Raw genomic sequence first — 13,275 nt, 5'->3', positions numbered from 1 at the left:
TGAGCGAGAGCGCTTCGCGACAGTGCGATGGATCCATCGGGCCAGGGGTACCGCCGGGCAGCGGGGTGCTTACTCTTCCTGCGGAAAGACGGGGCCGTCGCACATCGGCTGGCTCCTTGACCTTCACAAACCTGGAACGCGCGCGACGCGGCGGTTGATGGGAGGGAACATGAGGCGCAAGCAGGTACTCATCACCGGAGGCGCGGGCTTCATTGGTTCGCATCTGGCCGATGAGCTCATCTCGAAGGGGTACCGCGTCAGGGCTCTGGACGCACTGCTGCCGCAGGTCCATGGCGAGAGCCGCTCTCGTCCGGAGTACCTGCACCCCGAGGTGGAGCTCCTGGTTGGCGATGTTCGCGACCGTGAGGCGGTGCGTCGCGCGCTCGAGGGCGTGGACTGTGTCTACCACTTCGCCGCGGCCGTGGGTGTGGGCCAGAGCATGTACGAGGTGGAGCACTACACCTCGGTGAACAACATCGGCACCGCGGTGTTGATGGAAGCACTCATCGAACGTCCGGTGGAGCGGCTGGTGGTCGCCTCCAGCATGAGCGTCTACGGCGAGGGACTGTTCCGCACGCCTGACGGCCGCCTGGTGCCTGGCACGGAGCGCACCCTGGAGCAGCTCCAGTCCGGCGACTGGGAGCTCAGGGGCGCTCAGGGCGAGGCGCTCGCGCCGCTGCCCACGCCCGAGACCAAGGTGCCGGCGCTCTCCTCCGTCTACGCGCTGTCCAAGTACGACCAGGAGCGGCTGTGCCTCATCACCGGCCGGGCCTACAACATCCCCACGGTGGCGCTGCGCTTCTTCAACGTCTACGGCCCGCGCCAGGCGCTCTCCAATCCCTACACCGGGGTGCTCGCCATCTTCGCCTCGCGGCTCATCAACGGTAACGCGCCGCTCATCTTCGAGGACGGGATGCAGCAACGTGACTTCGTCAACGTGCACGACGTGGCGCGCGCCTGCCGCCTGGCGATGGAGGTCGAGGACGCGCCCGGCCACGTGCTCAACATCGGCAGCGGCCGCTCCGTCACGGTGCGCGAGGTGGCCCGCGCCATCGGCGAAGTGATGGGCAAGCCACACATCCGGCCGGCGGTGACGGGCAAATACCGGATGGGCGACATCCGCCACTGCTTCGCCGACATCACGCTGGCTCGCAAGGTGCTGGGATACGAGCCTCAGGTCGAATTCCAGCAGGGGCTGGCGGAGCTGGCGGACTGGCTGAAGGGTCAGGTGGCCACGGACCGAGTGGCCGAGGCGAGGGCGGAGCTCGAGGCTCGAGGGCTGACCGTATGAGCAAGACACGATCAGGTCGGAAGAACGGTCACGACAAACCGGTGGTGATCTTCGGTGGAGCGGGCTTCATCGGCTCCAACGTGGCGGACCAGTACCTGAGCGATGGACGCCTGGTCCGGGTGTTCGACAACGTGTCTCGCGCTGGCGTGGAGCGGAACCTGCGCTGGCTCAAGGAGCGTCACGGGTCGCTGCTCAACGTGGTGGTGGCGGACATCCGTGACGAGGTGGCGGTGCGGGGCGCCGTGCGTGACGCGGGGGAGGTGTTCCACTTCGCGGCACAGGTGGCGGTGACCACCAGCCTCGAGGGCCCGGTGCACGACTTCGAGGTCAACGCGCGCGGCACCCTCAACGTGCTGGAGGCCCTGCGGGCCATGGACAATCCCGCGCCGCTGATCTTCACCTCGACCAACAAGGTGTACGGCGGATTGCCGGGGCTTGAGCTCGCCCAGGATGGCCGCCGCTACGGGCCCAGGGACGAGGAGACGCGTGCCCACGGCATCAGCGAGCGGTGCCCGCTCGACTTCGAGAGTCCGTATGGCTGCTCCAAGGGGTGCGCGGACCAGTACGTGCTCGACTACGGGCGCTCCTTCGGGCTGAAGACCGCGGTGTTCCGGATGAGCTGCATCTACGGCCCGCGGCAGTTCGGCACCGAGGATCAAGGCTGGGTGGCGCACTTCCTCATCCGCGCGCTCGAGGGCAAGCCGATCACCCTCTACGGCGACGGCATGCAGGTGCGCGACATCCTCTTCGTCGAGGACCTGGTGCGCGCCTTCCGTCTGGCGCAGGCGAACATCGACAAGCTCCGGGGACAGGCCTTCAACATCGGCGGTGGCCCGGAGCGGACGGTGAGCCTGCTGGAGCTGCTCGACCTCATCGAGCAGCGCACCGGGCGGCGCCCCGAGGTCCGCTTCGAGGACTGGCGCACCGGAGACCAGCGCTACTACGTCTCCGACACCCGCAGGTTCCAGGAGGCCACCGGCTGGGCGCCGCAGGTGGGCGTCGAGCAGGGCGTGACCCGGCTGTACGCGTGGCTGAAGACACTGGCCGAGGAGCGCGCGAGTCATGCACCCGTCAGAGGAGATGCGCTTGAAGCCTTCGCGGGCTAGCTCGAGCCGTATGGCCGCGACGCCGCCCGTGCGGCGGGTGTTGATGACCGCCGACACGGTGGGTGGCGTGTGGACGTACGCGCTCGAGCTGTGCCGGGCGCTCGCGGTGGACGGGGTGGAGGTGGCGCTCGCGACGATGGGGGCGCCGCTGTCCCCCGGGCAATGGGCCTCGGCCCGGGAGGTCCCGGGGCTCACCATCCATGAGAGCACCTACCGGCTCGAGTGGATGGACGACCCCTGGGAGGATGTCCGCGCCGCCGGGAAGTGGCTCCTCGAGTTGGAAGCGCGGCTGGAGCCCGACCTCATCCACCTCAATGGTTATTGCCACGGCGATCTGCCCTGGCGGGCCCCGACCCTGATGGTGGCGCACTCGTGCGTCCTGTCGTGGTGGGAGGCCGTGAAGGGGGAGTCCGCCCCCGACCGTTATGCCCGCTACCGCGAAGAGGTGACGCGGGGCTTGCGCGCGGCGGGATGCGTGGTGGCACCCAGCGCGGCGATGCTCGCGGACGCCGAGCGGCTCTATGGTCCGTTCCGCGCGACGCGGGTGATCGCCAACGCACGGCGGGCGGAGTCCTTCCCGCCCGGACCCAAGGAAGACTTCGTGCTCGCCGCGGGCCGCCTGTGGGACGAGGCCAAGAACCTGGCGGCGCTGGAGAAGATCGCTCCGTGGCTGCCGTTCCCGGTGCGGGTGGCCGGCGAGACGCACCACCCCGGAGGCGGTGACTCGGCGCGCACCTGTCAGGTGGAGCCGCTCGGGCGTCTCACGTCGGCGCAGCTCGCGGGCTGGATGTCGCGGGCCGGGGTCTACGCGCTGCCCGCTCGTTACGAGCCCTTCGGCCTGTCCATCCTGGAGGCCGCGCTCGCTGGGTGCGCGCTGGTGCTGGGAGACATCCCGAGCCTGCGCGAGGTGTGGGGCGATGCCGCGCTCTTCGTGGACCCGGACGACTCCCAGGGACTGCTCGCCGTGCTGCGGGACCTGATGGAGCACCCCGCCGAGCGCGAGCGCCATGCCGCCCGGGCCCGTGAGCGGGCACTCACCTTCACGCCCCGCCGCATGGCGGAGGCCTACCTGGAGCTCTACGCCGCGCTCCGCGCGCGGCCCGAGGAGGAGCGGGCCCTTCCCGCGCTCCACGCTTTCTGACGACCGGAGACTCAACCCCCGATGCGTATCGTCTTCTTCTGTCACTCCCTTCTGTCGGACTGGAACCACGGCAACGCACACTTCCTGCGCGGTGTGGTGACGGAGCTCGCGGTGCGTGGCCATGACGTCCGCGTCTTCGAGCCCGAGAACGCCTGGAGCCTGCAGAACCTGCTCGCCGAGCCCGGTGGGGCGGCCGTGCTGGACGAGGTGCGGACCGTCTACCCGCGCGTGAAGCCCGAGCGCTACGTGCTGGAGACGCTGGACCTGGATCTCGCGCTGGACGGGGCCCACGTGGTCATCGTCCACGAGTGGAGTGACCCGGAGCTGGTGAAGCGCATCGGCGAGCGGCGCAAGGCGGGTGGCACCTTCCGGCTGCTCTTCCATGACACACACCACCGCAGCGTGAGTGCCCGGCAGGAGATGGCCCGCTACGAGCTCGCCCACTACGACGGGGTGCTGGCCTTCGGCGAGGTCATCCGGCGCATCTACCTCGACGAGGGTTGGACCCGCCGGGCGTGGACCTGGCACGAGGCCGCCGACGCGCGCGTCTTCCGCCCGCGGCCGCAGGTGGCGCAGGAGCGCGATCTCGTCTGGGTCGGCAACTGGGGTGACGACGAGCGCACCGCGGAGCTCCACGAGTTCCTGTTGGACCCGGTGAAGGACCTGGGCCTGAAGGCGCGCGTGCATGGCGTGCGCTATCCGGACACCGCGCGGGCGGCGCTCGACGAGTCGGGCATCGAGTTCGCCGGTTGGCTGCCGAACCACCGCGTGCCGGTGGCCTTCGCCCAGGCGCGCGTGACGGTCCACGTGCCGCGCCGGCCCTACACCCGGGCGCTGCCCGGCATCCCCACCATCCGCCCGTTCGAGGCGCTCGCCTGCGGCCTTCCGCTCGTGTCGGCGCCGTGGTCGGACGCGGAGGGGCTCTTCACACCGGGACGTGACTTCCTCGTCGCCAACGACGGCCAGGAGATGCGGCAGCACCTGCGGGCGCTGCTCTCCGACGAGGGCCTGCGCCGGGAGATCGCCGGGCACGGCCGGCGCACGGTGCTGGCACGCCACACCTGCGCGCACCGCGTGAACGAGCTGCTGCGCATCTGCCAGGCGCTGGGACTGAGTGCCACCGAGTTGAACCCCATGGGTCAGGAAAGGGTCACCGCATGAGCAAGGGTCTTCGCATCGCCTTCTTCGGCTCCAGTCTGGTCTCGGCCTACTGGAACGGGGCGGCCACCTACTACCGTGGCATCATCCGGGCGCTGCACGACCTCGGGCACCGGGTGACCTTCTACGAGCCGGATGCCTACGAGCGCCAGCAGCACCGCGACATGGCGGATCCGGATTGGGCGCGCGTGGTGGTCTACTCCGCCCAGGGCACGGATGACGTCGAGCGCTGCCTGAAGGAGGCGAGTGACTCGGACGTGGTGGTGAAGGCCAGCGGCGTCGGCGTCTTCGACGAGCTGCTCGAGGCCCGCGTGCTCGACCTCCAGCGCCCCGGCTGCCAGGTGGTGTTCTGGGACGTGGACGCACCGGCCACGCTCGAGCGCGTGGAGAAGAACCCGAACGACCCGTTCCGGGCGCACATCCCCCGCTACGACCACATCCTCACCTATGGCGGTGGCGAGCCGGTGGTGAATGCCTACCGCGCGCTCGGGGCGAAGGAGTGCGTGCCCATCTACAACGCGTTGGATCCGAGCACCCACCACCCGGTGGCGGCGGATGCTCGCTTCTCGGGGGACCTGGCCTTCCTGGGCAACCGGCTGCCGGATCGCGAGGCACGCGTGGAGGCCTTCTTTCTCAGGGCCGCCGAGCTCCTGCCGCAGTCGCGCTTCCTGCTCGGGGGCAGCGGCTGGGGTGACCGCTCGCTGCCCTCCAATGTGAAGTACCTCGGCCACGTGTACACGCAGGACCACAACGCGCTGAACTGCTCGGCGCGGGCGGTGCTCAACATCAACCGCGACAGCATGGCCCGCTTCGGCTTCTCGCCGGCCACGCGCGTGTTCGAGGCCGCCGGCGCGGGCGCCTGCATCATCACCGACGCCTTCAAGGGCGTGGAGCTGTTCCTGGAGCCCGGACGGGAAATCCTCGTGGCGCACTCGGGCGAGGAGGTCGCCGAGCACGTGCGCAAGCTGACGGAGCCCGACTCCCGGCGCATCGGCCAGGCGGCGATGCGGCGCGTGCTGGCCGAGCACACGTACGCGCACCGTGCCTCCAAGGTGGAAGAGGTGCTCGGATTCAAGAAGAGCGGCGCTCACGAGCGGGTGGCTTGATTCATGGAGACGGAGACGGAGCGGATGCGGATCGTCATTCTCGGGCTGTCCATCACGTCGAGCTGGGGGAACGGGCACGCCACCACCTACCGCGGGCTGGTGCGCGAGCTGGTGCGCAACGGGCATGACCTGCTGTTCCTCGAGCGCGACGTGCCCTGGTACGCCTCCAACCGGGACATGCCGCGTCCGCCCTACGGACGCACCGAGCTCTATTCGAGCCTGGACGACCTGAAGGACCGGTTCGCCAGCGAGGTGCGGCGCGCGGACCTGGTCATCGTGGGTTCGTACGTGCCCCAGGGCGTGGAGGTGGGCGCCTGGGTGCAGCGCACCGCTCGCGGCGTCACGGCCTTCTACGACATCGACACGCCCGTGACGCTGGCCAAGCTGGCGCGCAAGGACTTCGAATACCTGTCGCCCGAGCTCATTCCGGGCTACCAGCTCTATCTGTCCTTCACGGGTGGGCCCACGCTCGAGCGCATCGAGCGCGAGCTGGGCTCCCCGGCGGCCCGGCCGCTCTACTGCAGTTGTGACCCCGAGCTGTACTCGCCGCAGCGCCGCGAGCCGCTCTGGGACCTCGGGTACCTGGGCACGTACAGCGATGACCGGCAGCCGGTGCTGGACCGGTTGATGCTCGCCGCCGCGCGCGAGTGGTCCTCCGGCCGCTTCGTCGTCGCCGGGCCGCAGTACCCGGCCACCATCCAGTGGCCCTCCAACGTGTCTCGCGTGGAGCACCTGGCTCCGCCCGAGCACCCGGCCTTCTACAATTCGCAGCGCTTCACCCTCAACGTCACCCGCGCGGACATGGTTCGCGCCGGGTACTCGCCCAGCGTGCGCCTCTTCGAGGCCGCCGCATGCGCGGTTCCCATCATCAGTGACCCGTGGGCGGGGCTCGACACCCTCTTCGTCCCAGGCGAGGAGATCCTCATCTCCCACTCGGGCGAGGAGACGCTGCGCTACCTCCGGGAGCTCTCGGACACGGATCGCCAGGCCATGGGACAACGCGCACGCGAGCGCGTGCTGGCCGAGCACACGGCGGCGCACCGGGCCAGGACCTTGGAGGAGTACGCCCGGGCGGTGAGCTCGGGACGCAAACCGTAGGACTTCGACTGGACATCAGGGGCGCGCCCGCCGCGAGCCGGCGGCGCCCGGGCGCTGAGGACGAGAGGCGGGACTCATGAAGATCGCGGTCATTGGGACGGGGTATGTGGGGTTGGTTGCGGGCACCTGCTTCGCCGAGTCGGGCCACGACGTCACCTGCATCGACGTGGACCCGAAGAAGATCCAGGCGCTGCGCAACGGCCAGATTCCCATCTACGAGCCGGGCCTCGAGGAGCTGGTCCACCGCAACATCGCCGCGCGGCGGCTGCACTTCACCCAGGACCTGAAGGCCGCGGTGGGGCCGTCGCAGGTGGTGTTCATCGCCGTGGGCACGCCGGAGGGCGAGACGGGACGCGCGGACCTCCAGTACGTGCTCAATGCCGCCGAGCAGATCGGCCAGGCGCTGCGCCACTACACCGTCATCGTGGACAAGAGCACGGTGCCGGTGGGCACCGCGGACATGGTGGCCGCCGCCGTCGCCCGCAACACCGAGTACGAGTTCGACGTGGTGTCCAACCCCGAGTTCCTCAAGGAGGGCGCGGCGCTCGAGGACTTCCTCAAGCCGGACCGGGTGGTCATCGGCACCAACTCCGAGCGGGCCCGGAAGATCATGGGTGAGCTGTACGCGCCCTTCGTCCGCACGGAGAACCCCATCCTCTTCATGGATCCGCGCTCGGCCGAGCTGACGAAGTACGCGGCCAACGCGATGCTCGCCACGCGCATCTCGTTCATGAATGACATCGCCGCGCTGTGCGAGCGCGTGGGGGCGGACGCGGAGATGGTCCGCAAGGGCATGGGCTCGGACAAGCGCATCGGCTACTCGTTCCTGTACCCGGGCATCGGGTATGGCGGCAGCTGCTTCCCCAAGGACGTGAAGGCGCTGATGGCCACCGCCCGGGACTCGGGGTTGGAGTTCGACCTGCTGCGCGCCGTGGAGAACACCAACGCGCGGCAGAAGCGCTGCCTGCTCACCAAGGCCCTGAAGCACTACGGCGGAGACCTGTCCAACCGCACCTTCGCGGTGTGGGGCCTGTCCTTCAAGCCGAAGACGGACGACATGCGCGAGGCGCCCTCGGTGGAGCTCATCGAGGGGCTGCTGGGCAAGGGCGCGCGCGTGCAGTGCCATGACCCGGTGGCGGCGGAGGTGGCGCGGCGCATCTTCGGCGATCGCGTGCTCTACGCACCGACCTGCTACGACGCGGCGGAGGGCGTCGACGGGCTCTTCCTGGTGACGGAGTGGAACGAGTTCCGCCACCCGGACATGAACCGTCTCAAGGCCCTGATGAAGAGCCCGGTCATCTTCGATGGCCGCAACGTGTTCGATCCGAGGCGCGCGCGCGAAGAGGGCTTCACGTACTTCGGCATCGGCCGCGGCCAGTCCTGAGGACCGGGAGCTTCTCCACTACCGGGCTCCACCGTCCTTCGCGGGAGCCGCCGCGGGTGCCTTGGGAGGGGCGCCGTTCTTGCCGCCGCCCTGGGTGAAGTCCTCACCCTCGACCAGCTCCGAGTCCTGGTTGAGGAACTCGCGGGCGACGCGGTCCACGTCCTCGGCCTTGAGGCCGGTGAGCACCACGCTCGCCGCCTTCGTGCGCGTGACGAGCGCCGTCTCACCCAGCGCCCCGTGGATGCGCATGAGCGCCAGGTGGATTTCGGGGTCGAACGGGTCCGACGCCAGGGCCTCCATGTAGGACTGCTTGGCCTTCGGGTAGTCCTTGCGGAACAGGTAGATGCGGCCCAGGTGCACGTTGGTGCTCGGCGAGCCCGGGTGCACGCGCAGCGAGCCGCGCAGCACCTGCTCCGCCTCGTCCAGCCGCCGCAGCTCCAGCAGCGCCAGCGCGTACTTGTTGGACACCGACTCGTACTTGTCGCCCACCAGCTTGTGCGCCTTGGCGTACTCCTCGGCCGCCGCCTTGATGCGGTTGCGCTCGCGCATCAGCTCGCCCAGGTGCGCGAACTTGCGCGCCGGCACCTCCGTCACCTCCGCGAAGTCCCCGAAGGAGATCTCCCGCCCCTTCTTCTTCTCGTCCTTCTCCTTCGCGTTCTCCTTGAGCACCACCTCCTCGCGAGGCAGCAGCTCCGTGGGGAAGGACTGCTTCTTGATGTGCGCCAGCCAGGACTTCTCGAACAGGCCGAAGGGCATGCCCGTGGCCCCCTCCACCGCCTTCTTGTCCTGCTTGCCATCCTTCAGCCCGAGGATGATCTCCCGCAGGCCCTTGTTGCCCTGCGTCGTGTACACGTAGTCGATGGCGTAGAAGACCTCGGCGAACGCCGTGGCCGCGTCCTCCGCCGTGGGCAGCATCGCGATGGACGGGTGCATCTTCTCGAACGGGATGAGCTTGTCGTCCTTCACCCGCCGGCCCAGCAGCGCCAGCATCGACGGCGTCATCGCCTGTCCCGGCTTGCCCCGCCAGCGCGACTCCAGGAACTTCGCCAGTCCCTCGTGCAGCCAGATGGGCACCGTGTTGTGGCTCATCTGGCTCACCACCAGGTGCACGTACTCGTGCGCCAGCGTGTCCTGCCAGTCGTACCCCCTCGCCACCGCCTTGGGGCTCGTCACCATCAGCTTGTTGAACTTGCAGATGGCGATGGTTCCCGTCGTTTGAATCTGCTGGTAGGTGAGCGTGCTCACCTTCGACAGCTCTCGCGCGTTGTTCACCACCTCCACGCGGATCTTCCCCGCCGGCCGGTATCCCAGGTCCTCCGCCAGCGCCCGGTGGATGGCCTCCAGCGTTTCCAGCGCGTAGGGCACCAGCACCTCGTCCTTCCCCTTCGGGTAGTAGAAGATGAAGTGCTCGCTCTCCGCTCGCGCGTGGTCCTTCACGATGTCGCGCGTTTCCTTCGCCAGCCGCAGGTAGCTGCCCGGCTTGTCCTCGATGTTGGCTCCCCGCAGCAGCTCCACCGCCTCCTGGTAGCGCCCCTCCTCGAAGGCCACCCGCCCCTGGAAGTATTTGAGCGGCTCGACGTCCTCCGGGACGATGCCTTCCAGCGCCTGCAGCTCCCTCCGCGCTCCCGGCACGTCCCAGTCGTCCAGCGACTTCTCCACCTTCCCCAGCCGCTCCTTCGCCTCGCTCTTCAGCGCGTCCTGGGCGTACGCGCTCGTGGCGAGGAACACGGAGAGGACGACGGTGAAGACCCTCACCCCGGCCCTCTCCCAGGGGGAGAAGGTGCTCGCAACCCGGGTCATCACTTGACCAGCTCCTCGTAGTAGCGCTTCACCTGATCCCGGTACTTCTCCGGCGCCCCCTGCTTCATCGCGTCCAGCAGATCCTTCCGGAACTCCTTCGGCGCCTGGTAGGCCTCCTCGTCCGGAATCTCCACCTTGTCCCGCGGGTCGTGTCCGTTGCCCTCCCGCTTTCCTCCCATCCCCATCGGCATCGGCAGTCCTCGCCCCTTGCCCCCCTTCCGCTGGCTCTCCTTCATCTGCTGCTGGAATTGCTTCAGCCCCTCCAGCGCCGCCTGCTGCTCCCCGTAGCCCCGGTTCGCGTCCTTGCCCTGCATCCGCTGCGCCGCCTCGCCCATCCGCTCGCCAATCTGCTCCATCTGGTCCCCCGCCTCCTGGCCGAACAGGGGCGCCATCTGCTCCATCTCCTCCATCTGCTGGCGCAGGCCCTTCGCCTTCTGCTCCAGCTCCTGCTGCTGCTGGGCCAGTTGCTGCAACTGCTGCCGCTCCTGCTGGCTCATCTGCGAGCCCGGCGGCGGGAAGAGGGATTGCAGCTTGCGGTTCACGTCCTCCACCGTCTTCGCGTCCTTCTCCAGCTCCTCCGCCAGCCGCGCCGACTGTCTCCGCACGTCCTCCGGATTGCCGTACAGCTCGTCCAGCGCCCGCTGCTGCTCGCCGAAGCTGGACAGCTGCTGCGCCGCCTCCGAGGCCCGCTGCGCCGACTCGGCCGCCAGGTCGTAGTCGTCCACCTTCAGCGCGTTCCTCGCGTTCTCCAGCTCCGCCTGCGCCTTCTCCAGCGGCTGCGAGGCCCGGCTGCTCAAATCCTCGGGCCGCAGCTCCTGGTAGCTCTTCTGCACCTGCTCCAGCTGGCGCTGCAGCTCGTCCTTCATCGCCTTGCCGCGCTCGGACAGCCGGTCCTTGTTCTGCTTGCGCGCCTGGTCCCGCAGCGCCTTGGTGGCGTCCGCCACGCGCTGCTGCTCCTGTGCCGTCTTCTCCAGGTCATCCATGAACTGGCCGAACTTCTGCGCCAGCTCCGGGTGCTGCGCGTCGCCGAACTCGTCCTGCGCCTCGTTCAGGCCGTTGAGCATCTCGTCCATCTGCATGGACAGCTCCTGCAGCTTGGCGAGCGCCTCGTCCGTCTTCCCCTCGCGCATGAGCCGCTCCACGTCGTCGAGCGCGCTCTGCATGTCCTGGTCCTTCATCATCTCCTGAAGGGCCTCGGCGTTGAGGTGCTCGTCGCGGATGCCCTGGCGCATCTCGGACATGCGCTGCATCAGCTCATCGATGCGGTTGCGCACCTCTTGAATCTGCTGCATCACCTGCTCGCGTACCTGCTCGTCCGGGTTCTGCTTGTACTGCTCGATGAGGTTGGCCAGCTCGCGCCGCTCGGCCGCCAGCTGCTTGGCCAGCTCCTGCAGCGCCTCCAGCTTCTGCCGGTCCAGCAGGGACTCCAGGTAGAGGATGTCCTTCTCCAGCTCGGTGATCTCCTCGTTCACCAGCGCGCCCAGGCGGGCCCCGGTGCCGAAGTCGTCGCCACTGGGCCGGCGCGCCTGGGTGCGCAGGTAGATGCGCCGGAAGTCCGAGGTGGCGCGCACCTTCTGGCCCAGCGTCTCGGCGATGTTGACGAGCGCGGTGACGAGCTCCCCGGGGACGTCCCGCTCGCGGTTGAGCTCCTGGGCGAGCGCGCGCATGTCTCCCACCAGCGTCAGGCCCGCGGTGTCCACCGACTGCGCCGACGCCACCTTCTGCGCGTCCTTCGTCCGCTCCCGGTCCGGGCCCTCCAGCCGGTCCGCCAGGTGGTCCACCATGCGGCCCCAGAGGGCCTCGGCCTTCTCCAGGGCGGCGCGGCGGTGCTCGGCGGCGCTGTAGATGCGCAGCACCTGGGTGCGGCTGACGCCCCGCTTGGCGCCCGCCACCGCGTCGTTGTCCTTCGCCTCGACGTAGTAGGAGATGCGATCCCCCGCCTGCACCTTCAACGTCCCCAGGTCCCACGTGTACGTGTTGCGCGCGCGCCGGCTGTCCTCCCGGGGCAGCGGGATGCGCGTCTCCTCCTTCGCGCCCGGAGTCCGGAAGACGAGCGCCAGGCCGCTGAGCCCGTAGTCGTCACTGGCCTCGTACTTGAGCGTCACCTTCTGGCCCGGGTCGATTTCGATCTCCGCCGCGGGCGTGAGCAGACTCACCTGGGGGTTGGCGTCCGCCTCCACGTTGAGCGGGATGTCCGGCCCCGTGGCGATGGGCGAGCGGCCCTTGTCGTAGAAGACGAAGTGGTAGTTGCCCGCCTTCTTCGCCACGAAGGAGCCCGTCAGCTCCCTCTTGCCCTCCACGGTGAGCGGCAGCGTCTCTCCGTTGACGACCAGCTCCGCGCGCTCCACCTCGCGGTCCGAGCGCGTCTTGAGCTGCACCTCGGTGCCCGCCGGAGCGCTCACCTCGCCATTGGTGCCCGGCACGGTGCGCGGGGCGAGCCCCGTGTACGCCGGGTAGCGGTACGTCAGCTCGATGTCGCCGGTGATGGGCTCGCGCACCTCGGCCGCGGCCATGCGGCTGGCGGACTCGAGCGCCTTGGTGAAGCCCACGCGCCAGTGCGAGCCCGCCAGGCCCAGCACCACCGCCAGCACCAGCACCACGCCGCCCAGCGCGAGCCCCGCGTGCTCGAGGCGCTTGCGGTCCACCACCGTGCCCACGTCCACCTGCTCCGCGCGCAGGTCCATCTGCCGCAGGAAGGCGTCCGCGAGGTCCGCCGAGTGCTGGGACTGGCCGACGCGCTCGCGCGACAGCTCCACCGCGGCGAGCACGTCCAGGGACAGCTCCGGCCGGCGCTCGCCGATGAGGCGCGCGGTGCGGAGGTCATCCCCCACGGTGCGCAGCGAGAGTCCCACGCCGAAGGCACCGGCCACGAGCGCGCCCGCCACCGGGGACAGGAACATCACCCAACGGCCGAGTGCCGGGGAGGCGAGCGCCAGGAAGCCGCCGGCCACCGCCAGCACCAGGAGCGTGGCCAGGCCCAGCAGCACGCCCTGCAGCCAGAGGTGGCGGCGTTGGCGCGCACGCACGGCGGCGAGCAGTTTCTCCACGCCCTGTGAGCGCGGCTCCTCCTGGGGCTCCCGCGGCGGGGCGGAAGGCGGTGGGGGAGGCGGAGGGGAGAGCTCCGGGCCTGGGGTCTGCGGGGATTCGAGATTCACGCTGTCACGTCCGCTCGGTCGTGTGGCAACCCATGG

At 69.4% G+C, this 13,275-nt stretch carries 9 protein-coding genes; 7 read left to right on the top strand and 2 right to left on the bottom strand.

The window, feature by feature from the left end; genetic code table 11:
* Positions 1–169 precede the first annotated feature (169 nt).
* From NR810_RS15705 to NR810_RS15675, 7 genes are all read left to right on the top strand, one after another.
* Positions 170–1,291 (top strand): NAD-dependent epimerase/dehydratase family protein, encoded by a 1,122-nt coding sequence (locus tag NR810_RS15705; RefSeq protein ID WP_257453417.1) that lies wholly within the window; start codon positions 170–172, stop codon positions 1,289–1,291.
* Positions 1,288–2,397, top strand: a complete 1,110-nt coding sequence (locus NR810_RS15700) for an NAD-dependent epimerase/dehydratase family protein (RefSeq protein WP_257453416.1) — start codon at positions 1,288–1,290, stop codon at positions 2,395–2,397. The genes NR810_RS15705 and NR810_RS15700 overlap by 4 nt, the downstream gene beginning before the upstream one ends.
* The gene (locus tag NR810_RS15695) at positions 2,378–3,538 is read left to right on the top strand and encodes a glycosyltransferase family 4 protein (RefSeq protein WP_306818211.1); all 1,161 of its coding nucleotides are present in this window, start codon (positions 2,378–2,380) and stop codon (positions 3,536–3,538) included. Before NR810_RS15700 ends, NR810_RS15695 begins: the two co-directional genes overlap by 20 nt.
* Before the next feature lie 21 nt (positions 3,539–3,559).
* Positions 3,560–4,699: a CgeB family protein gene (locus tag NR810_RS15690; protein ID WP_257453415.1), complete on the top strand. Its 1,140-nt coding sequence runs from the start codon at positions 3,560–3,562 to the stop codon at positions 4,697–4,699.
* The gene (locus NR810_RS15685; protein WP_257453414.1) at positions 4,696–5,802 is read left to right on the top strand and encodes a CgeB family protein; all 1,107 of its coding nucleotides are present in this window, start codon (positions 4,696–4,698) and stop codon (positions 5,800–5,802) included. Before NR810_RS15690 ends, NR810_RS15685 begins: the two co-directional genes overlap by 4 nt.
* A gap of 3 nt (positions 5,803–5,805) precedes the next feature.
* The gene (locus NR810_RS15680) at positions 5,806–6,900 is read left to right on the top strand and encodes a CgeB family protein (RefSeq protein WP_257453413.1); all 1,095 of its coding nucleotides are present in this window, start codon (positions 5,806–5,808) and stop codon (positions 6,898–6,900) included.
* 76 nt (positions 6,901–6,976) lie between these two features.
* Positions 6,977–8,284 (top strand): UDP-glucose dehydrogenase family protein, encoded by a 1,308-nt coding sequence (locus NR810_RS15675; RefSeq protein WP_257453412.1) that lies wholly within the window; start codon positions 6,977–6,979, stop codon positions 8,282–8,284.
* A gap of 18 nt (positions 8,285–8,302) precedes the next feature.
* Here the strand turns inward: NR810_RS15675 and NR810_RS15670 are convergent, their stop codons facing one another.
* A complete protein-coding gene (locus tag NR810_RS15670; protein ID WP_257453654.1) occupies positions 8,303–10,084 on the bottom strand; it encodes a peptidase MA family metallohydrolase in 1,782 nt (593 codons plus the stop codon).
* Complete coding sequence (locus tag NR810_RS15665) at positions 10,084–13,239, bottom strand: DUF4175 family protein (RefSeq protein WP_257453411.1); 3,156 nt, start codon at positions 13,237–13,239, stop codon at positions 10,084–10,086. Before NR810_RS15665 ends, NR810_RS15670 begins: the two co-directional genes overlap by 1 nt.
* Between the last annotated feature and the right edge of the window lie 36 nt (positions 13,240–13,275).

Source organism: Archangium lipolyticum (assembly GCF_024623785.1).
Lineage (GTDB): Bacteria > Myxococcota > Myxococcia > Myxococcales > Myxococcaceae > Archangium > Archangium lipolyticum.
Note: the sequence above shows the minus strand (reverse complement) of the source record. Positions and strands in the feature narration are given on the sequence as shown.